This window comes from Devosia psychrophila (assembly GCF_000971275.1).
Classification (GTDB): Bacteria; Pseudomonadota; Alphaproteobacteria; order Rhizobiales; family Devosiaceae; genus Devosia; species Devosia psychrophila.
Genome location: NZ_LAPV01000128.1, coordinates 1 through 19,917, shown reverse-complemented (window position 1 = coordinate 19,917; position 19,917 = coordinate 1). Strand labels below are relative to the sequence as shown.

The following is a 19,917-nucleotide window of genomic DNA, read 5'->3' as shown; positions in this document are numbered from 1 at the left end:
CCAAAGGAATAACCATGTCTCAACTCGGTACCTTCTCCGAAGTCGGCCGGCTGCGCGAAGTGCTCGTTCACCGGCCCGATCTTAGCCTGCAGCGCCTCACGCCTGGAAACTGCGAAGCACTGCTGTTCGACGACGTGCTCTGGGTCAAGAAGGCGCGGCAGGAGCATGACGCCTTTGTCGACAGCCTGCGGGAGAGGGGTGTGGTCGTACTGGATTTGGGTACTATGCTGGCTCAGACTCTCGATATTCCAGACGCGCGCAAGTGGCTGCTCGATCAAAGGGTGACCACCGCCAGCGTTGGCGAGGATCTTCTCGGCGAAATGCGTGGCTGGCTCGATGAGATGCCCGCCCATGCGTTAGGGCGCTACTTGATCGGGGGCATAGCGCGGGCTGAACTGCCGTTTGAACCAATCGGGCTCTCGGCCAGGACCATGCTGCCGCAGGATTTCGTGCTACCGCCGCTGCCCAATCAACTGTTCACCCGCGACAGCTCCTGCTGGGTCTACGGGGGCGTATCGATCAATGCGATGTATTGGCCGGCGCGCCGGCCGGAAGCGGCCAATGTCGCCGCCATCTATAAATTCCATCCGCATTTCGTCGGTGCGGAGTTCGAAATCTGGTCGGATAGCTCGACCACCCTGGCCGGCATTGCCTCGCTCGAAGGGGGCGATGTCATGCCTCTGGCCGATGGCGTCGTGCTGATCGGCATGGGTGAGCGCACCACGCCGCAAGCCGTATCCATGCTCGCTACACGCCTTTTCGCTGCCGGCGCCGCGACGCGTGTCGTTGCGGGTCTCATGCCGCGCGACCGCTCATTCATGCATCTCGATACCGTGTTCACCTTCTGCGATCGGGATCTCGTTACCGTCTATCCCCCAATTGTCGACCGCATTAAGACCTGGTCGCTGCGGCCCAGTGCGCTGTCCGGCGGGGTCGAGATCATAGCCGAAAGCGGGCCCTTCCTCAGCGTGGTCCAGGAAGCGCTAGGCCTCAGCACGCTTCGGGTCATCAGCACCGGCGGTGACGGCTACGAAATCGAACGCGAGCAGTGGGACGACGGCAACAATTTGCTCGCCGTCGAGCCAGGGGTGGTCATCGGCTACGACCGCAATGTCTTTACCAACACCATGCTGCGCCATGCCGGCGTCGAGGTGATTACCATCGAGGGCTCCGAACTCGGCCGCGGACGCGGCGGCAGCCATTGCATGAGCTGCCCAGTCGCTCGTGACCCGCTCTGAACCAACAGAAAGTCCTGCCATGCCCATCAATCTGCGCGGCCGCAATGTCCTGACGCTCGAAGACTTCACGCCAGCCGAAATCCGCTTCCTGATCCAGCTGGCTGCCGAACTCAAGGCCGCCAAATTGGCTGGAACGGAACGGCCGCGCCTCAGCGGGCGGAATATTGCGCTGATCTTTGAAAAGGACTCCACCCGAACCCGCACGGGCTTCGAAGTGGCAGCCTATGATCAGGGCGCCCATGTCACCTATCTGGGGCCCACCGGCAGCCAGATCGGTCACAAGGAATCGATGAAGGACACGGCCCGTGTCCTTGGTCGGGTCTATGACGCCATCGAATATCGCGGGGCGGGGCAGGACCAAGTCGAGACCTTGGCGACCCATGCTGGCGTGCCCGTCTACAACGGCCTGACGGACCAGGCGCATCCCACCCAGACGCTGGCGGACTTCATGACCATGCGAGAATTCACCCACAAGCACCTTTCCGATTGCGCGGTGACATTTCTGGGCGACGGCCGTAACAATGTCGCCCGTTCGCTTGCCATTGGCGCCGCCAAGGTGGGCATCGACATGCGCATCGCTGCGCCGCGCGACCATTGGCCGGACCCGGCTTTCGTCGAGCACCTACGAATGGTCGGCGAGCCGAACGGCGGCACCTTGGTGGTGACCGAAGATCCGCAGGAAGCGGTCGAGGGCGCCGATTTTCTCTATACCGACGTCTGGCTGTCGATGGGCGAGGACGAGGAACGGTGGGAACACCGTATCCATCAGATGACGCCCTATCGCGTCACGGCGGCACTGATGGCGGCCACCGGCAATCCCTTCGCCAAATTCATGCATTGCCTGCCCGCCTTCCACAATGCGGACACCGAAATCGGAGCCGATATCGCGCTGCGCTTCGGCATCGACTGCATGGAAGTGACCGATGAGGTATTCGAGTCTGCGGCCTCGATCGTCTTCGACCAGGCGGAAAATCGCATGCACACGATCAAGGCGATCCTCGTCGCCACCATTGCGGGATAGGACCATGAAAATCGTCGTCGCCCTCGGCGGCAACGCCCTCCTCAAGCGGGGAGAGCCGATGACTGAAGCGGTCCAGCGCGGAAACATACGCACGGCAGCAATTTCCCTCGTTGCGCTCATTGCGTCTGGCCATCACCTGATTATCACCCATGGCAACGGACCGCAGGTGGGCCTGATCGCCTTGCAAGCCGATGCGGGCCCCGCCGACGGCAATTATCCGCTCGATGTCCTCGGCGCCGAAAGCCAGGGCATGCTCGGCTATCTGATCGAGCAGGAATTGCGCAACCTGCTGCCCCGGGAAGCCTTAGTCGCCTCGGTCTTGACCCAAGTGGTGGTGAGCAGCGACGATAACGCCTTTCTCCATCCGACCAAGCCGATCGGGCCGGTCTACGACGAAGCGCAGGCCAAGTCGCTGATGGCCAGCAAGGGTTGGACCTGTGCTCCCGACGGAAAGAATTGGCGTCGTGTCGTGGCCTCGCCCGAGCCCGTCGAACTGCTGCAACTGGCGTCGATCGCCGCTCTGGTCGACCACGGCGTGATCGTGATCTGCGCTGGCGGCGGCGGGGTGCCGGTGTTGCGCAATGCCGCAGGACAGTTGGAGGGCATCGAGGCGGTGATCGACAAGGATTTCACCAGCCAGTTGCTGGCGCTTCATCTCAAGGCGGACATGCTGCTGGTGCTCACTGACGTCGACGCAGTCTATGCCAACTACGGCATGCCCGATGCCGCGGCCATTGCCCGCATGGGTCCCAACTCCGCCCATTCCTTCGCTGCTGGTTCAATGGGGCCCAAAGTCGAGGCTGCAACGCGTTTTGCCATGGCCACCGGCCGGGATGCCGGCATCGGCCGTATCGAGGACGCCACGAAGATCGTGCAGGGTACGGCCGGCACGATCGTGCAGGCGCTGGATATCGGCACCCAGTTTCGGGGCTAGACCCGCAACCCATTGGCTGGCTTTCGATCAATGCCGCGGTCAGATGGCGATGGATCAATTACATAGTCGGGCATGAGCCAAGTATGAACCGAAGAACAGCTATAAGCGCAGCCGCAGCTGCAGCGGCGGTAGGGACCAACGGGTATTTGACTTGGTCGGGTACTTCCTACGCAGTTTGGAGGAGCCAGGTCGCCGCTGCTCGATGCTTTGGGAACAGAGCGGGCCGCTGTCTTGGGCGGTTCGGCCGGCGCAGCGTCGCCGCTGCAGATGGCAAGGCGGCGTGCTAGGATAGCTTATGTCACCTATCGTTCCCTCAGCGTCGACACACGGGGCAGCGCGCCAGCGGCGCATGCCGAGGCTGCTGCGGGCAGCTACAGCGCACCACCGCTCTGACGCCGCCGACACCGTGCTGGCCGTGGTGCTGACTTTTGTCGCCGGCGCCGTCAACGCGGGCGGCTTTCTCGCCGTCGGCCAGTACACCTCGCACATGACCGGTATCGTGTCCTCGATTGCCGACCATTTGGTGCTCGGTACATCTGCACTCGCCGCCGTGGGCGCGGTGTCCCTGGCCAGCTTCATCGCGGGCGCCGCTACGTCGGCCCTGCTGATCAACTGGGGCCGCCGCAACACACCCAGGAAACAATATGCCTACCCGATCGCGCTAGAGGCCCTGTTGCTGCTGGCTTTTGGAGTGCTGGGTGTCTCAACCGGCGCCGCCCACACCGTGCTGCCTCTGGCCCTCCCGCTGCTGTGTTTTCTCATGGGCTTGCAGAATGCCACAATCACCAAGCTTTCCGGCGCCCGCATCCGCACGACGCACCTCACTGGCATGGTCACGGATATGGGCATTGAAATCGGCAAGCTGTTATACCCGCACCGGGATGCCAGTCGGCCGGCACATTTGCGGGTTGTCGCCGACCGCAAGAAGCTTGTCATCTTGGCCGTACTTGTCGCCACTTTCCTGTTGGGCGGCATTGCCGGTGGCCTTGGTTTCAGCGTATTCGGATACGGTTTCTGCGTCCCGCTCGCCGCCCTGCTTTTCTTGCTCGCCTGTCCGCAATTCCTATCAGCCAGAAGATCTCGCAGGCTTTAGGCAAAGGCCGGCAGGCGATGGCGGGCCATGCGGCAATGAACCTTTGCCAGCCGCACACTGCAGCCGCGACGCTGGGAACCTAAAGCCGGACCTGCCGGAGCTTCACCCCCGAATCGATCCTCTTCCAATGCTGGGTTGCACCGCGCGGAGTAGCGTCGTCATACCGACCGGTGGCTCCCGCCCCTTGAAAAGTTAAGCCGTACAATCGAGGAATCTCTCCAAGGCGAAGCATTTGCGCCCCCCATGTCCAATGATCCTTATGGTAGTGCCCCTATCGAGCCGATCAAAGCTGCTGTCCTGCAAGACCTCGCTATACATCCGGAGGCCGTGCAAGGCCCTGCGCCCAGTCCAGAAAGAACCGCATCGGCGATATTCCCGATGTCGGCTTGGAGCGGGTGAGGTTTAGGTCCAGCCTTCCCTTGCCAACCTCGCGGACGAGAAAGTCGATCAGGTGGGAGGCGATTGCGTTCATGTCCAAGTAGGACAAGTCCAGCACTGCGGGGCTGCCTGACTGCCAGGTGACGACGATCGTAGCGATCTTGGTAGGAACCACGTTCACCGACGGCAGCCCGATCCGGCGGTCGCAGGATACGACGGGAATTAGTTCTCGCGTCGGCCGCCTCGTCGGGATTTAGATGTCGTGTAGCCCTTCCAGTTCTGCCGCCTGGTCGAGGTTGGCTCGATTATCACCTTACTGGCCAGGATGGCAAAACTGGAGTTGCCCACTGGAGTGGTCGGCACGATGCCGCCGTCTTCGGTAATGGCCGTAGCTTCGATGATCGCGTAATCCATCGATACCAGCTGGCCCGAACGCAGGTGTTCCAGCGTCTCGGAATGGATGGGCACCCACTTCCGAACGCGAGGCCTGAGAAACGTTGCTACCGAAACCAGCCTGGCGGCTCTTGCCTACAACATCAGGCCGCCATCGCAGTCGTCAGTGTTGGTTCCGATCATCAGGGCAATAAAAGGATGAGCCAGACATCTCACGCCATCGCTAACCCACTCGATCACAGACACGCTGAGAGTTCTCACACAGCCTTGCGTCAGAAGCTGTCAGCCCGCTTGTGGTGAAGTCCAACGGACAGAAGACATTCACCGATTGCCGGTCTTGATGGCCGGAAATAGACTATAGCTTTGCAAAACAAGGCGCGCCAAGGAGCCGCTGATTGCTGGCCACTACCATGGGCAATCAGTTGATGCCGAAACGACGTCGGGCATAGGTTGCGAAATCGGTGGGCGCATGACCGATGAGGCGACGAACCGTGTCGGTTGTCTCCGCGGCGAAACCAAATCTCTGCACCGTGTACAATGCGGCCATGACGAGACATAGACCCAGCGGCACCCCTTGCGCTCGTTTCTCGAACACAAAGCCCGGCAAGGAAACGTCGCGGTAGCGAATTGGACGACGCATCACCCCCGACATCAAGTTTGCTACCTCTTCGAAATCGAGAGCGGCAGGACCCGTCAGAGTATAGCCTTTGCCCACGTGGTGTGGTGTCAACAACGAATGAACGACCACTTCACCAACATCGGCAACGTCGATAAAAGCGGATCGGCCTTTGCCGGCTGGCACGGCAATCTCGCCTTTTTCCATAATTGAAGCCAAGTGTTCCGTTTCAAGATTTTGCATAAAATCACTTGGGCGGACGTGGGTCCATTCGAAGCCTGATCTTTCAATAAGGCGCTCCATGCCGTGATGGGGGAGTATCGGGTTGCGTTCCGCACCCTTGACCGACAGGAACACCAACCGCCTTATCCCAACACGCCGGGCGGCCAATAGGAATGGTTCAATCAGGCTGGCCTTGGCAATCCGAGGCGGGCGCATCAGGAAGATCGCAGAAACGCCGGCAAGCGCTTCCGTGAACGTATTGGAATCAAGCAGGTCTAGACGAACCCAACTTCGGTCATGGCCGGCAGGCGGGGTGGTGGCATAACTCGGACGAAAATCGGCCCGCCCCTGTAGTCCCGCCACGACTTCCTGACCGACGCGCCCGGTCGCACCAACGACCAGGACTAGGCCCAGGCCATCGGCTCGACCACCAGTTGCTAGCATACTCAATTTGAAACGAAAGGCGCTTGCCGGATGTAGCTGCCTTTCTCAATCGCTTCGATGCAGAAGCGCGCCAAGTCAGCTCGAACGATCTGCGTACCCAGGGGACGCTGCAGACTGACGCGAATGTCTGCACCGGAGGACCCATCGAGCAGGCGTGGCGGTCGCACCACGGTCCATTGTGAGGCGCTTCTGTTAAGAGACGCAAACTCGGCCACTTTGTCGTTGAAGGCCGAGCTGCTGAGCGTTTTGACCAGGAAGCCGAACAGTCGATCAAGCGGCCGCTTCATGTCGCCCGGAACATCCAGTCCGGCACCCGATATGGTGACGATACGCTCGACGCCCAGGCTTAAAACGTGGCCAATCGCGGTGCTGCAGATCAGATGGCCCTTGCCGGTCTGCCCCAGCGCGGACAGTACCGCATCCGCGCCAGTCACCGCCATTTCCACTATGGAACGATCCGTCGCATCGCCCTGAACGATGCTCAATCGTCCATGTTTGCCGAGGGTCGCGCCTTGCCGGCCAACCGCGATAACGTCATGGCCGCTTGCCAGCGCATATTCGACGGCGAGCCGGCCCGTGCGCCCGGCTGCGCCTAGAATGGCGATCTTCATGAAATCGTTCCTGGGTCTGCGCAGTCCAGGCCGCGCACATTGATGAAAATTATTCCGTGCGATTTCGAAGCATCAGGACATGCAGCCTTATGTTCGACAAGCATGGTACGGCCATTGTCGGCGATCGCCAGTCGCCTCCGTTCGGTTAAGCTCACGACACGACCGTTCGGCAATTTGACCTAGAGTAGCATAGTCACGACGGCGCCTGGCTCATTTCCTACGCCATAAGATGCGCTGCCCAGGCTTGAAATAATCAGCCCTAGCATAGGCCCAAGCCGCTTGGGGCGCATGGCGAGACAGCGAGCCGTCGAACGGCGTTCGCGTCGAGACCGACGCGCGTTTCTTTGTGAGGGTTTGATCACAAACCGGCTCAATCCGAAGGCCTTCATGTTCTATGCTGCGGTCCTGCCGACGTTGCTCGATCCTGCGAGTTCCCCGTCCTGGCAGGCACTGACCTCTCAGCGATCTATGTGTTGGTCGCGACCGCTGTGCACGCAGCTATCGTCACGCTGGCCGGCTTCCTAAGCCCTTTGCTGGCCAGCGAGCGCATCATGTCGATCACCGGCAAGCTGTTCGTGATCGTCCTCGCCGGCCTCGCCTTTTGGGTGGGGTGGTCAACGCGGTAGGCTACGGGCGCACCACGTTCGACGCGCTAAACGTCCGTCCAGCGCCAGTTCAATATCTCGGGCAGATCGTCGCCATGTTCGCGGATGTAGGCAAAGTGCTCCGCCAGCTTGTCGTCGACGAAGCGGCTGAACGCCTCGCGATGCTCCTCCAGCCGCGGAACCCGATCGACAACCGCCTTGGCGAGATGAAAGCGGTCCAGTTCGTTGATGACGGTCATGTCGAAAGGCGTGGTGGTGGTTCCCTCTTCGCGGTAGCCATGCACGTGCAGGTTGCGGTGGCTGGTGCGTCGGTAGGTCAGCCGGTGGATGAGCGCCGGATAGCCGTGGTAGGCGAAGATCACCGGGGTGTCCGGCACGAACATCTGGTCGAATTTTGTGTCGTCCACCCCGTGCGGGTGCTGGCTCGGAGACTGCAACGCCATCAGATCCACCACGTTGACGAACCGCGTTTTGAGGTCCGGAAAATGCGCGCGCAGCAGCATGGTCGCGGCGAGCGCTTCCATGGTCGGCACGTCGCCGGCGCAAGCGATCACCGCGTCGGGCGCACCGTCGTCGTTGGAGGCAAAGCGCCAGACGCCGAGCCCGGCCGCGCAATGGGCAATGGCCGCATCGCAGTCAAGATACTGTGGCGCGGGCTGCTTGCCGGCGACGATGACGTTGATGTAGTCCCGGCTGCGCAGGCAATGATCAACGACCGAGAGCAGCGTGTTGGCGTCGGGCGGCAGGTAGACGCGGATCACCCCGGCTTTCTTATTGACGACGTGGTCGATAAAACCCGGATCCTGGTGGGAAAAGCCGTTGTGATCCTGGCGCCAGACATGGGAGGTGAGCAAATAGGTCAGCGAAGCGATCGGCTTGCGCCACGGCACCTCCTTAGAGACCTTGAGCCATTTTGCATGCTGATTGACCATCGAATCCACGATGTGGATGAACGCTTCGTAGCATGAGAAAAAACCGTGCCGGCCGGTCAGCAGATAACCCTCCAGCCAGCCCTGGCAGAGGTGTTCGCTTAAAATCTCCATCACCCGCCCATCCGGCGAGAGCTGTATATCGGTGTCGATGATCTCGCCGGTGAAGGCGCGGTCGGTCGCTTCGAACACCGCCGAAAGCCGGTTCGACTCGGTTTCGTCCGGACCGAAGATGCGGAAATTCTTCTCGGCATCGTTGAGCCGCATCACGTCCCGCAGGAAGCTCCCAGCAACCCGGGTGGCTTCGCCAATGACCGCCCCCGGTACCGGCACGTCGATCGCATAATCGCGGAAATCAGGAAGCTTGAGATCGGCTAGCAGCACGCCACCATTGGCATGCGGATTGGCCCCCATGCGACGGAGCCCCACCGGCGCCAGCGCCGCCAGTTCCGCGACCAGCTTGCCGGTCGCATCGAAGAGTTCCTGCGGCCTGTAGCTTTGCAGCCAATCCTCCAGCAGTTGGAGATGGGCGGGGTCCTCGGCGATCCTGGCCAGCGGAACTTGATGCGAGCGCCAGGTGCCCTCGGTCTTTTTGCCATCGACTTCCTCGGGCCCGCTCCAGCCCTTTGGCGTTCGCAGCACGATCATCGGCCAGGCCGGCCGGCGCGAGAAGCCATTGGCGCGCGCTTCGGTCTGGATGGCGCGGATTGCCGCGAGCGTCTCATCCAGCGTTGCGGCCATTTTTTGGTGCAACTCGGCCGGGTCCTCGCCCTCAACGAAATAAGGGGCATAGCCGTAGCCGCGAAACAGGGACTCCAGTTCGTCGTGGCCGATCCGCGCCAGGACGGTTGGGCTGGCGATCTTGTAGCCGTTAAGATGCAGGATCGGTAGCACCGCGCCGTCGCGCGCCGGGTTGAGGAACTTGTTGGAGTGCCAACTGGTCGCCAGGGCGCCAGTCTCGGCTTCGCCATCGCCGACCACGCAGGCGACGATCAGGTCCGGATTGTCGAAGGCTGCGCCATAGGCGTGCATCAGCGAATAGCCGAGTTCACCGCCCTCGTTGATCGAGCCGGGCACCTCGGCCGCGACATGGCTCGGGATGCCGCCAGGAAAAGAGAATTGCGTGAAGAGCTTCTTGAGGCCCGCTTCGTCCTGACTAACCTCGGGGTAGTACTCGGTGTAGGTGCCTTCGAGATAGGTGTTGGCCACGAGGCCCGGTCCACCGTGGCCGGGGCCGGTGACGTAGATCATGTCGAGGCCAAGCTCGTTGATGACCCGGTTGAGATGCACATAGACGAAGTTGAGCCCCGGCGTGGTGCCCCAATGGCCCACGAGGCGCGGCTTCACATGGGCCAGCCTCAGCTTCTGCTTGAGCAGCGGATTGTCGCGCAGGTAGATCTGGCCGACGGACAGGTAGTTAGCCGCCCGCCAGTAGGCATCAATCCTTGCCAGAAGTTCGGGCGAAAGGGGCTCGTTCATTGCACTGCTTCCTTGTGGCCGAGAAACTCTATGACTGCCTTGACGATAACCGCCTCTTCGTCCGCGCGGATGACACGCACGGCGACGCGGTTTTCGGGGAACGAAATGAGGGGATCGCCGGCTTCGTTTGCCGCCGGGTCGAGGTCGACGCCGAGAAAGTCGAGCCCATCGCAGATGCGGGTGCGGATAGTTCCAGAATTTTCTCCGATACCGCCGGTGAACACCAGCGTATCCAGCCCGCCAAGCGCCGCCGCGAAGGCGCCGATGGTCTTTTTGACGCTATAGCAGAACAGGGCGAGGGCCTCCGCGGCGCGTATATCGGCGGTTTCGCGTTCTAGCAGCTCGCGCATGTCCGAGCTGGTTTCGGATATACCCAGCAGCCCGGACTCGTGATTGACCATGCGGTCGAAAGCGACGGCGTCCATCCCTTCGGTCTGCGCTAAGTAGAGGACAAGGCCAGGATCGAGATCGCCGGAGCGGGTGCCCATCGGCACACCGGCGGCCGGGGTGAAGCCCATACTCGTGTCGACGCTTTGGCCGTTGTTGACGGCCGCGAGGCTGGCGCCATTGCCCAGATGCGCAAGCACCAGCCGCCCGCGCGCCGCCGCAGCACCCGCCTGCCGTTTGAGTTCATCGAGGAGGAAGCTATAGGAAAGCCCATGAAAGCCGAAGCGTTCTACGCCTTTGGCGGCGAGCCGCCGAGGGATCGGCAGGGTTCGCGCCACGACCGGCATGCCGTGATGGAAACCGGTATCGAAGCAGGCAATGTGCGGGATCCCCGGCAACCTCGTACGGCAAGCCTCGATCACTTCGAGTTCGGCGGGAAGATGCTCTGGGGCAAAGGCCCTGATTTGTCGCAGATACTCGATCATCTCGCCGTCGATCGGCGCTGGCCGACGGTAGCGCGCGCCGCCATGGACCACGCGCAAGCCAACGGCCTTAATCTGGTCCAGCCCAATCATCTCATCCAGCAGCTCGAACAGAAACGCAGCGGCCGCCCGTTGATCGGCTGGCCCGATCGTTTCGCTGTTCACGGCACCGCTGGCGTGCTTCAGCTCCAAGCGCGTTTCGGATCGCCCCACCTGGTCGAACTTGCCGCTCAGCCGCCGTTCGACCGCGCCGCCGACCGTGAAGACCGAGAATTTAAGACTCGATGATCCCACATTGAGGGTCAAGACGAAAGCATCCGTCATCAAAGCTCCTTTTGGCTCACTCGAGGTGCTGCCGCTGCGTCTGCATGGTGCAACCTTATGCGATCTGAACTAAGGCAAGCGCGTTTGGAGCAGCACTTCCGGGTACTGTTCCGACTGCCCCTCCAGCAACACTGCGGGTTCCTGCTTCAGGTGGCTGTCAAAGAATGCCAGGGAGTAGGCGTTGACCATGCGATGTCCCCGCCGGCCATCGATCGGTCCGCTCAGCCCCAGCAGGGAGGCAAGCGGCAACCAGTTCGGCAAATCCATGAAGTTGCTGTGGAACATTCCGGCCACCTCGACGAAGTAGCCAGGTCCGGCAAGGCCTTCGTACACCGCCCGCATGGTTGTGAGATGGGCGGCGATCTCGTCCTCCGGCCAACCGCCGGACCGTTCCCGCTCCAGCCGCATCCAAGCGGCATCCCGGGTGATCCACATGCTTGGCTGGCGCAGCCCCGCTTCAACCACGTCAAAGGTCATCGGTGCATCCATCATCAGGCAGGCTTTGAGGCGCGCATCCCTGAGGCAGGCCTGGCCAGCCACGATGCCGCCGAGGGACATCCCGAAGACGCCGGCGCGCTGCAGGTCCAGCCGGCCGTACAGGATACCATCTGGGTCAGTCCCGTTCAGCATGGCAAGCTGATCGAGCGCGAAGCTGACGTCTTGCACGAGGTAGGGGATGATGCTGCCCCCCTGCAATGGCCGGCCGTTCAGCAGTGGTTTGCTGTTGCCCTGCATGTAGCTTGCGCCAATCATCGCCTTGAGGTCCGCGACCGGCGGTGCCGCCACCTGATGGCCATCGGGGAACACCACAGTCGCTGCGGCGCCCGGCTGGTCCAGGGCAACGACGATGTAGCCGTGCGACACCAGTTCCTCGACCTGGAACATGCCCATCTGGCGGAAGCCGGTTGCGCCTTCGAGGTAGAGCAGGACTGGATAGCTTGGGAGATCGGCAGCCACGGGCGCCGATGCGACAGCATTTGTCGTGGCATATTTGAAGTGCCCGAACAAGAAATCAGGCAGTTGCTGGAGACCCGCGAAAACTGCGGTGACGGCATCGGCATCCGCCATATAGGGCGCGCGCGGCGAGGACCCCTCGCCGCTGGCAGGATACCAGATCTGCACCATCAGTTCGCGGCGAGCGTCCGGATCGGCGACGAATATCTCCGGACGCGCGGCGTCGGTCCAGTGGTAGGTCACGGTACCGATGGCGTAGGGTCCGCCTGGCTGGGGGAAGCCGAAAACCGGAAACACCAGCGGCATGGCGGCCGAAATCGCCAACGCCAACAGGCCCAAGCCAAGTCCAGCACCGGTCACAGCCCTGCTGGTCAGGATCTGCCCTGCAAACCCTTGGGCTGAAACGAGATTCCCGAGCAACCAGGCCAGCACCAGTGACAGGGTCAGCAGATAGGCCGGAACCATCTGCCAGCGGGGCCCCTCGATCAGCACCTGTGCCACAGCAATCAACAGCCCGAACGCAGCGACAACCCGAAGCCAGCGCATTCCGTCGGGCAGCGGGGCCACGAGAAGGATCAGGGTCAGCAGATTTTCCAGAACCAGCGCGGTTTCGAGAAATCTCATCTAGGCCTTCGCGGCCTTCTGAGGCTGTAAACGACGCCCCATGCGCCGAGGACAGCCATGATGAGGCCGACGATAGCCCAGGTCGTCGAGGGTCCCTGGAGCTCCGCACAGTCGGCAAAGCACAAGATCGGCCGCACCTGCACAAGTCCCGTGCCTTGCAGCAGCCAGAGCCCGCCCAAGGCGAGCGCCAAGCCGCCGACCAGGCCAATAAGTATCCTCCGCAGATCGATCGCTTTCATCCGTGCTTCCTTGCGTGTCACTTCGTGGGTGCCGATTTGTCAAAGCCGCTTATTCGATTGCCGCAAAGCTCGTAATGGTGCCGCGAAAGTAGACGAACTCACCCTCGGGCAGTTCCCAGGCAACTTCTCCATAGCTGGGCAACCGGTAGGGGCCGAAGCTGGCATAGTCGCGAAAGCGGCCGACCCAGCGCACGGGCACGGTCTTGCCGTCCATCAGATAGGGGCGATCATCGGCCTCGATCCCCACAATGTCGCCACTGGCGTCGAAGAGATGCCGAACACTGGCAATCCCCCCTGCCGTTTCCGCCGAAACTTCCACAGTCAGCTCATCGATCTGGCGCCATTTGAGTGCGGCGGTATTGAGGATGGCGTCAGGATTCCATGCCAGTTCGGACAGAAAGCGCATCATCTCGCCTTTGTCGCTGTCAGGGCCGGTGGCATTGGCCATCGGGATGGCTCCGAAAATCCGCACCTCCAGCCAACCCTTGCCGCCAGCATGGGCATCAACGACGCGAACCGGGAGGACGCGCGCCATCGTTGCCGTGGCCTCCCAGACGAAGCCAGCATCGCGGGTGCCTGACAGTTGCGTCGCCTCGATTGCAAAGAACGGCTGGTCCCTGGCGGTTCTCATTTCCGCCCGCTGATGGGCCAGAACGGTCGCGGGACCCCCGAGCGTTGCCCCATTGCGCTGTGCGAAGGCCTGCACGATTGTGGGAATGGAGTCCTGATCAGGGGGCGAAGAGGCCTGCGCGCCAATGACGATCTTGCGCCATGCTGCAATCTTGGCAACGAACTGGTTGGACAGAGTGAGCAACACGACAATCCGATGGGCGCCGGCGCGAGCAGACCAGCGATCAGCAATGTCATTGCGTCCCTCCCTCCTTCATCGATCCGCCGGCCATCCGAACGTTTCACCCCTGGGCTTCGATGATCACCTTGAGGGCGTGCGTGTCGGCGGCATGTCCAAAGGTCTCGTACGCATCAAGGATTTTGTCGAGTTTGAAGCGATGCGTAATGAGCTGCGCCGCGTCGAGCCGGTTGGATTTGACGATGTTGAGCAGCATCGGCGTGCTTACGGTGTCGACCAGCCGCGTGGTGATAGTGATGTTGCGGTCCCACAAATTCTCGAGGTGGAGATCGACCTTGACGCCATGCACGCCGACATTGGCGATGGTGCCGCCGGGGGCGATGATCTGCTCGCAGAGCTCGAACGTCGCGGGGATGCCCACGGCCTCGATCGCGGCATCGACGCCGCGGCCTCCGGTCATCGCCATGACGGCCGCCGTCGCGTTGCCGTCGGCGCTGTTGATCGTTGCGGTGGCGCCGAACCGCTTGGCAACCTCCAGACGATTGTCGTCGAGGTCGATCATGATGATTTCGGCAGGTGCATAGAACTGGGCGGTCAGCAATGAAGCCAGCCCGATCGGTCCAGCGCCAACTATTGCCACGGTGCTCCCAGGCACAACCCTGCCGTTGAGCACCCCGCACTCGAAACCGGTGGGTAGGATGTCGCTGAGCATGACCAGCGCCTCTTCGTCGGCACCTTCCGGGATGGGATAGAGGCTGGTATCGGCATGGGGGATGCGAACGAACTCGGCCTGCGTGCCGTCAATCTTGTTGCCGAGAATCCAGCCCCCGGTGGTGCAGTGGGAGTACATCTGCTTGCGGCAATACTCGCACTTGCCGCAGGAACTGATGCAGGAGATCAGTACGCGATCTCCCGGTTTGAATGCCGTGACACCGCTGCCGACGCTCTCGATAATGCCGACGCCTTCATGGCCCAGAACGCGGCCAGGCTCGCAGGTGGGGACGTCGCCCTTGAGAATGTGCAGGTCCGTGCCGCAGATGGTTGTCTTTGTGATCCGGACGATCGCGTCGGTGGGCGAGGCGATTTCCGGCATGGGGTGGTCCTGCAGCGCTTTTTGGCCGGGACCGAGATAGACGAGGGCTTTCATCGCAGAATCCTTGGCTTGGGTTAGGTCGCGGCACGGATCGACACGGCGTCCTTGATCAGGCTCGGACATATCGCCTGGGCAACTGCACGGACCTTCGAACGCAACCTCATCACAATGGTTCCGGATGTTATTTGATCTGCGTCAAATACTGATCTGCAAATTTGTGCAATTTTCTCGAACAAGAATTGGGTCACCTCAAATATTTATGACATTATGAATTTCGAAAGATTCACCTTATTCTCAGGCATAACTTGAGGTTGATTTCAATAAAACCGATCGAATGCATGATACGCACTAGTGAATCTTTACTCCAAAGGCGGAACAATCCGTCGCGAGCCAAGTTGCGCTCTGCGCAGCTGCGGGAATAACCGCTGCCGTCAAGCCGTGACGATGATGTAGACACCATCTGCAAAGGCGGTCTCACCAATGCGCCAGCATCAACTCCTCACTTACTTCCTGCTCAAGCGTTTGCCCGCATGAACCGCAGAACAGCTTTGCTTGGTGCCGGAGGGACCGTAGCAATCGTCGCCTCGGGGGCGGCCGGCTTTGCTCTTTGGTCAGGGGCGAGCAAGGACTCTTGGAAAGAGGCGATTAAGACGATCCGCGATCCGATCGAGCCAGGTCTGACCGGTCAGGACGCCATTCACGAGCTTGTCCGCTATGCCACTCTCGCCGCCAATAGCCACAATACGCAGGCTTGGCGCTTCGAACTCGCGCCGGCAACGATCACGTTGCTACCCGATCTGACGCGCGCGACGCCTACCGTCGACCCCGACGACCATCATCTCTTTGCCAGCCTTGGGGCGGCGGCTGAGAACATGGTTCAGGGGGCGCCGCTGCTGGGCCTGTCCGCCGTGCCCCGCTTTGACGCCGATGGTGATGGTCGTATTGTCCTCGCACTCAGCCCCGGCGCCGTGATGGCGACGCCAATGGCCGAGGCAATCCCGAAACGGCAATGCACAAGGTCACTCTATGACGGGCAGCCAATTCCTGCGGCCAACCTTGAGGCAATGGCTGCCGCAGCACGTAATGATGGAGTCGATCTTCTGCTGCTGACCGAGCGATCCGCGATCGATGCCGTCGGCGCACTCATCATCCAGGGCAATACCATCCAGATGGGAGACCGTGCCTACATTGACGAGCTCAAGCAGTGGCTGCGCTTCAGCTACGCCGAGGCGGTATCGAGCGCGGATGGCCTGTTTTCCCACACGTCAGGCAACCCGGTATTGCCCGGGCCGATCGGGCGGCTGCTTTTCGATGTCGTGGCCACGGCTGCCTCCGAGAACACGAAGTATCTGGCACAGATCGCAAGTTCCTCCGGCCTTGCGATTTTTGTCTCCACACAAAACGACAGGGCCCACTGGATCGCTGCTGGTCGCGCCTATCAGCGCTTCGCGCTGCAGACGACAGTGCTCGGGATCAAGCATGCCTTTCTCAATCAAGCGGTCGAGGTGCCGAAGGTGCGGCAACGTCTCGCCGAGCACCTTGGGCTCGGGCAGCGGCGCCCCGACCTGATCGTCCGCTTTGGCTACGCCGAGGATATGCCGAGCTCGATGCGTCGGCCGCTTGCGGACGTAATCGTTTGACCGTTCAACAGGAGAGGCACGATGACGGACAATATTATGATCCGATGATCACATTTCTGCTCCTGGTGCTCTTGGCCGGGATAGTAGTTGTCCTATCGGGGGCGACCCTGAAGTGGGCTGGAGCCAGTGACGCGCAGCACAAGGATCAAACGTGACAGATTTGCCCCAGTCCGCAGCACTTGACGAGCCCTGGCTACATGACGCCGATGCGTTAGCGCGCGCGCTTGGCGCCGATGCGGATCAGGGTTTGGACCCGCAGGAGGCTGCACAGCGGCTCGCACTTTACGGTCCCAACCAGTTGCGCGCCGCCGGGTCGCTGCCGGTATGGCGCCTGGTGCTGGCCCAGTTCCAGGATCCGCTTGTCTATCTGCTGCTCGGCGCCATCGTCATTGCTCTGGCCGCTTGGCTGATCGAGGGGCGCCAGGGCTGGCCGGTGGATGGGATCGTCATCGCCATGGTGGTGGTGCTCAACGCAGTGCTGGGATTTGCCCAGGAGGCCAAGGCGGCGAGCGCCGTGGCGGCACTGGCCCGGATGACGGCGGTAACCTCGTCAGTGCTGCGCGGCGGCCTGCGTCAACGTATCCCCAGCGCCGGACTGGTTCCGGGCGACATCATGCTGCTCGAGGAAGGCGATGCCGTGGGCGCCGACGCAAGGCTCATGGTCTCGGCCAGTCTTTCGGTGCAGGAGGCCTCGCTCACCGGCGAAAGCGAAGCGGTACTGAAGGATGCAGCGACGCTGGCTGGAGCCATGCCACTGGCCGACCGGCTCTGCATGGTGTTCAAGGGCACCTCCGTGGCGCAGGGAACCGGACGCGCCGTGGTCACCGCCACTGGCATGCGGACCGAGATGGGCGCCATCGCCACGATGCTGGATGCCACCGTCGAGCAGCGGACGCCGCTGCAAAAAGAAGTCGCCCGGATCGGGTACATGCTGGGCATCGCCGTGGTGGCGATCGCCATCGTGGTGATGGCCACACTGCTGCTGGTCTCGGACATCAAGGGACCGGCCGACGTGATCACCGTGCTGCTGCTGGGCGTATCGCTGGCCGTCGCGGCGGTGCCGGAGGGGCTGCCGGCCATCTTGTCGCTGGTGCTGGCGCTTGGCGTGCAGCGCATGGCAAGGCGCAACGCCGTGGTCAAGACCTTGTCGTCGGTGGAGACACTGGGCTCGGCGTCGGTCATCTGCTCGGACAAGACCGGCACGTTGACGCGCTCGGAAATGACCATCGAGCGGGTGGTGACCGCGTCCGGGGACAGCCGCGTTACCGGCATCGGCTATGCACCGGAGGGCGCCGTGGAGCACGACGGGCAGCTTCTGTCCGAGGGTCCGGTGCGGGCCGAGCAGATCGTGGTGCTGAGCGGGGGGAGCCTGGCTGGCAATGCCAGCCTGCGCGAGAGCGCGGACGGCATCTGGGAAATCCACGGCGATCCGACCGAGGCGGCATTCCTCGTGGCGGAGCGCAAGCTGGGCGTCGAGGCGCGCCGCCAGCAGCGCTTCGAGCGGGTTTTCGAAATCCCCTTCACCTCCGAACGCAAGATGATGTCCTCGATCGAACGCGACCATGAACTGGGCGGCGCGCTGGTCATCGTTACCAAGGGCGCGCCGGACGTGCTGATCGAGCATTGCATCAGCGTGCGGATCGGCATGGAGGTCGTGCCCTTCGACGCGGCCCGGCGCGCCCAGGCACTGGCCGATGTCGAGCGTCTCTCCGACCAGGCGTTGCGCACGCTGGCCGTCGCTTATCGGCCATTGGCCGAGGGCGAGGACGCGCGGGGCGGCGAATTGCTGGAGCGGGACCTGATCTTTGTTGGCACCGTTGGCATCATCGATCCGCCCCGCCCGGAAGCGGCGGTGGCCATCGCCGAGGCGCACCGCGCCGGCATAAGGGTGATGATGATCACCGGCGATCATCCGCGCACTGCGGCCCGCATCGCCACCCAGTTGGGCATTGTCGAGGCCGGCGCCGTAGCGATGACCGGCGCCGATCTGGATGGGCTGGACGAGGCTGACTTTGCCGCGGCCGTCCGCCAGTGCTCGGTCTATGCGCGCGTGGCCCCGGTGCACAAACTTCGTATCGTCGCCGCCTTGCAGGCCGACGGCAACGTGGTGGCCATGACCGGGGATGGCGTCAACGACGCGCCGGCGCTCAAGGCCGCCGATATCGGGGTAGCCATGGGCATTACCGGCACCGAGGTGAGCAAGCAGGCGGCCCGGATGATCCTGGCGGACGACAATTTCGCCACCATCGTCGAAGCGGTCCGCGAGGGGCGCGGCATCTTCGACAATATCCGCAAATTCCTGCGCTACCTGCTGTCCTCCAACATGGGCGAAGTCCTGACCGTATTTCTGGGCGTGGTCGGCGCCGGGATCATCGGGTTGACGGGTGCCGGGGGCGACGAGGCCCTGGTGCTGCCGCTGCTGGCCACCCAGGTGCTTTGGATCAACCTGATCACCGATTCGGGCCCAGCGCTGGCCATGGGCATCGACCCGCACAGCGAGGACCTGATGGCCCGCCCGCCGCGCAAATCGGGGGAACGCGCCATCGATGCCCGTATGTGGCGGGGCGTGATGGCGATCGGGCTGATCATGGCCCTGGCCACCCTGCTGACCATCGATCTCTATCTGCCCGGCGGGCTGATCGAGGGATCGCAAGGCCTGGACCAGGCGCGCACCGCAGGCTTTACCGTGCTGGTCTGCGCCCAGTTGTTCAACTGCCTGAACGCGCGCTCTGAAACCACCAGCGCTTTCCGCCATATGTTCGCCAATCGCTGGCTCTGGGGCGCCATCGTGCTGTCGCTTGTCCTGCAGGTCGCGGTGGTCCATTTCGGCCCGCTCAACTTGGCATTCGGCACCGTGGCACTGACACTTGAGCAGTGGCTGGTCTGCGGCGCCATGGGCAGCAGCGTCTTATGGTTCAGCGAAGTGCGAAAATGGCTCTTGCGCCGAGGGCTGGCCGGCAAGGGCCTTTGACCTGTCTGGTTGAACCTGGACCTCGACGCGCGGGTTCGAGCAGCGTTGGGGGAAACTCCTGACTCGCGATCGCGATGAATCCGCGCCCCGCGCCACGAGGTCGGATCCGAGTAGTGCAGAACGACTACTATTGGCGACGCGCAGTGATCTGAGATTGATGAACACTGCGTCCCGCCCGGCCCAGATTGTCGATCGCAGAATTGACACCCAGCACCCGCAAGTCAAGCTACGTCTGCAAATTCGCGTTCGAAGGTGCAAACCGAAGGGTCTAAGTGGTGCAAAATCTTCGGTGGGCACCAAACCTAATACCAACGGCGCTCACGATTGACCGGTGTGTGCCCATTCACGCATGCCGATCGATGTTATGGTTGTCGGCTGGTCGACGAGATTTCGCCATGCCTGACAAGCGGCATCGATGATGGCGTCGTAGGT

18 protein-coding genes are annotated in these 19,917 nt (G+C 62.2%); 8 read left to right on the top strand and 10 right to left on the bottom strand.

All coding sequences use genetic code 11. The annotated features are described in order from the left end of the window. The first annotated feature begins 14 nt into the window (after positions 1-14). The 4 genes from WH91_RS12140 to WH91_RS12125 all read left to right on the top strand — a co-directional run bounded on the left by WH91_RS12140 (position 15) and on the right by WH91_RS12125 (position 4,286). The gene (locus WH91_RS12140; protein WP_046171275.1) at positions 15-1,238 is read left to right on the top strand and encodes an arginine deiminase; all 1,224 of its coding nucleotides are present in this window, start codon (positions 15-17) and stop codon (positions 1,236-1,238) included. A gap of 19 nt (positions 1,239-1,257) precedes the next feature. Further along, positions 1,258-2,259, top strand: coding sequence for an ornithine carbamoyltransferase (gene argF / locus WH91_RS12135; protein ID WP_046171274.1), 1,002 nt, complete (start codon positions 1,258-1,260; stop codon positions 2,257-2,259). A 4-nt stretch (positions 2,260-2,263) separates the two neighbouring features. Then, positions 2,264-3,193, top strand: coding sequence for a carbamate kinase (gene arcC, locus WH91_RS12130; protein WP_046171273.1), 930 nt, complete (start codon positions 2,264-2,266; stop codon positions 3,191-3,193). A 295-nt stretch (positions 3,194-3,488) separates the two neighbouring features. After that, positions 3,489-4,286 (top strand): YoaK family protein, encoded by a 798-nt coding sequence (locus WH91_RS12125; protein WP_199533520.1) that lies wholly within the window; start codon positions 3,489-3,491, stop codon positions 4,284-4,286. Between the two features lie 310 nt (positions 4,287-4,596). Here the strand turns inward: WH91_RS12125 and WH91_RS25405 are convergent, their stop codons facing one another. From WH91_RS25405 to WH91_RS12110, 4 genes are all read right to left on the bottom strand, one after another. Continuing rightward, a complete protein-coding gene (locus WH91_RS25405; RefSeq protein ID WP_052952806.1) occupies positions 4,597-4,845 on the bottom strand; it encodes a hypothetical protein in 249 nt (82 codons plus the stop codon). A 41-nt stretch (positions 4,846-4,886) separates the two neighbouring features. After that, entirely contained in the window at positions 4,887-5,132 is a 246-nt protein-coding gene (locus tag WH91_RS25400) for a hypothetical protein (protein ID WP_052952805.1), read from the bottom strand. Positions 5,133-5,475: 343 nt separating this feature from the next. Beyond that, positions 5,476-6,339 (bottom strand): NmrA family NAD(P)-binding protein, encoded by an 864-nt coding sequence (locus WH91_RS12115; RefSeq protein ID WP_046171271.1) that lies wholly within the window; start codon positions 6,337-6,339, stop codon positions 5,476-5,478. Between the two features lie 2 nt (positions 6,340-6,341). Beyond that, a complete protein-coding gene (locus WH91_RS12110) occupies positions 6,342-6,950 on the bottom strand; it encodes an NAD(P)-dependent oxidoreductase (RefSeq protein ID WP_046171270.1) in 609 nt (202 codons plus the stop codon). Positions 6,951-7,238: 288 nt separating this feature from the next. Here WH91_RS12110 and WH91_RS25925 point away from each other — a divergent pair, with 288 nt between their 5' ends. Both WH91_RS25925 and WH91_RS24655 read left to right on the top strand, forming a co-directional pair. Next, on the top strand, positions 7,239-7,475 hold the full coding sequence (locus tag WH91_RS25925; RefSeq protein WP_342028132.1) for a LysE family transporter: 237 nt from the start codon (positions 7,239-7,241) through the stop codon (positions 7,473-7,475). Continuing rightward, positions 7,424-7,576, top strand: coding sequence for a hypothetical protein (locus tag WH91_RS24655; RefSeq protein WP_158409556.1), 153 nt, complete (start codon positions 7,424-7,426; stop codon positions 7,574-7,576). The genes WH91_RS25925 and WH91_RS24655 overlap by 52 nt, the downstream gene beginning before the upstream one ends. Positions 7,577-7,602: 26 nt before the next feature. Here WH91_RS24655 and WH91_RS12105 read toward each other — a convergent pair whose 3' ends face one another. The 6 genes from WH91_RS12105 to WH91_RS12080 form a co-directional block, all read right to left on the bottom strand. Next, a complete protein-coding gene (locus WH91_RS12105; RefSeq protein WP_046171269.1) occupies positions 7,603-9,963 on the bottom strand; it encodes a phosphoketolase family protein in 2,361 nt (786 codons plus the stop codon). Next, positions 9,960-11,156: an acetate/propionate family kinase gene (locus WH91_RS12100; protein ID WP_046171268.1), complete on the bottom strand. Its 1,197-nt coding sequence runs from the start codon at positions 11,154-11,156 to the stop codon at positions 9,960-9,962. The genes WH91_RS12105 and WH91_RS12100 overlap by 4 nt, the downstream gene beginning before the upstream one ends. A 69-nt stretch (positions 11,157-11,225) precedes the next feature. Next, the gene (locus WH91_RS12095) at positions 11,226-12,734 is read right to left on the bottom strand and encodes an alpha/beta hydrolase family protein (protein WP_052952804.1); all 1,509 of its coding nucleotides are present in this window, start codon (positions 12,732-12,734) and stop codon (positions 11,226-11,228) included. After that, entirely contained in the window at positions 12,731-12,973 is a 243-nt protein-coding gene (locus WH91_RS12090) for a hypothetical protein (RefSeq protein WP_052952803.1), read from the bottom strand. Before WH91_RS12090 ends, WH91_RS12095 begins: the two co-directional genes overlap by 4 nt. A 49-nt stretch (positions 12,974-13,022) precedes the next feature. Next, the gene (locus tag WH91_RS12085) at positions 13,023-13,787 is read right to left on the bottom strand and encodes a DUF6544 family protein (RefSeq protein ID WP_052952802.1); all 765 of its coding nucleotides are present in this window, start codon (positions 13,785-13,787) and stop codon (positions 13,023-13,025) included. A 97-nt stretch (positions 13,788-13,884) separates the two neighbouring features. Continuing rightward, positions 13,885-14,928 carry a zinc-dependent alcohol dehydrogenase family protein gene (locus tag WH91_RS12080; protein WP_046171267.1) on the bottom strand — a complete coding sequence of 348 codons (1,044 nt, stop codon included), beginning with the start codon at positions 14,926-14,928 and terminating at the stop codon, positions 13,885-13,887. 494 nt (positions 14,929-15,422) lie between these two features. Between WH91_RS12080 and WH91_RS12075 the strand changes: the two genes are divergently transcribed. Together WH91_RS12075 and WH91_RS12070 are read left to right on the top strand one after the other, a co-directional pair. Then, positions 15,423-16,514: an Acg family FMN-binding oxidoreductase gene (locus WH91_RS12075; protein ID WP_248305819.1), complete on the top strand. Its 1,092-nt coding sequence runs from the start codon at positions 15,423-15,425 to the stop codon at positions 16,512-16,514. A gap of 151 nt (positions 16,515-16,665) precedes the next feature. Beyond that, positions 16,666-19,485: a cation-translocating P-type ATPase gene (locus WH91_RS12070; RefSeq protein WP_082102137.1), complete on the top strand. Its 2,820-nt coding sequence runs from the start codon at positions 16,666-16,668 to the stop codon at positions 19,483-19,485. Positions 19,486-19,917 lie beyond the last annotated feature (432 nt).

Bases quoted from the DNA above. Each gene is read 5' to 3' on its own strand.
- WH91_RS12140 (WP_046171275.1), top strand. From the start codon at position 15: ATGTCTCAACTCGGTACCTTCTCCGAAGTCGGCCGGCTGCGCGAAGTG.
- argF (WP_046171274.1), top strand. From the start codon at position 1,258: ATGCCCATCAATCTGCGCGGCCGCAATGTCCTGACGCTCGAAGACTTC.
- arcC (WP_046171273.1), top strand. From the start codon at position 2,264: ATGAAAATCGTCGTCGCCCTCGGCGGCAACGCCCTCCTCAAGCGGGGA.
- WH91_RS12125 (WP_199533520.1), top strand. From the start codon at position 3,489: ATGTCACCTATCGTTCCCTCAGCGTCGACACACGGGGCAGCGCGCCAG.
- WH91_RS12115 (WP_046171271.1), bottom strand. From the start codon at position 6,339: ATGCTAGCAACTGGTGGTCGAGCCGATGGCCTGGGCCTAGTCCTGGTC.
- WH91_RS12110 (WP_046171270.1), bottom strand. From the start codon at position 6,950: ATGAAGATCGCCATTCTAGGCGCAGCCGGGCGCACGGGCCGGCTCGCC.
- WH91_RS25925 (WP_342028132.1), top strand. From the start codon at position 7,239: ATGGCGAGACAGCGAGCCGTCGAACGGCGTTCGCGTCGAGACCGACGC.
- WH91_RS12105 (WP_046171269.1), bottom strand. From the start codon at position 9,963: ATGAACGAGCCCCTTTCGCCCGAACTTCTGGCAAGGATTGATGCCTAC.
- WH91_RS12100 (WP_046171268.1), bottom strand. From the start codon at position 11,156: ATGACGGATGCTTTCGTCTTGACCCTCAATGTGGGATCATCGAGTCTT.
- WH91_RS12095 (WP_052952804.1), bottom strand. From the start codon at position 12,734: ATGAGATTTCTCGAAACCGCGCTGGTTCTGGAAAATCTGCTGACCCTG.
- WH91_RS12090 (WP_052952803.1), bottom strand. From the start codon at position 12,973: ATGAAAGCGATCGATCTGCGGAGGATACTTATTGGCCTGGTCGGCGGC.
- WH91_RS12080 (WP_046171267.1), bottom strand. From the start codon at position 14,928: ATGAAAGCCCTCGTCTATCTCGGTCCCGGCCAAAAAGCGCTGCAGGAC.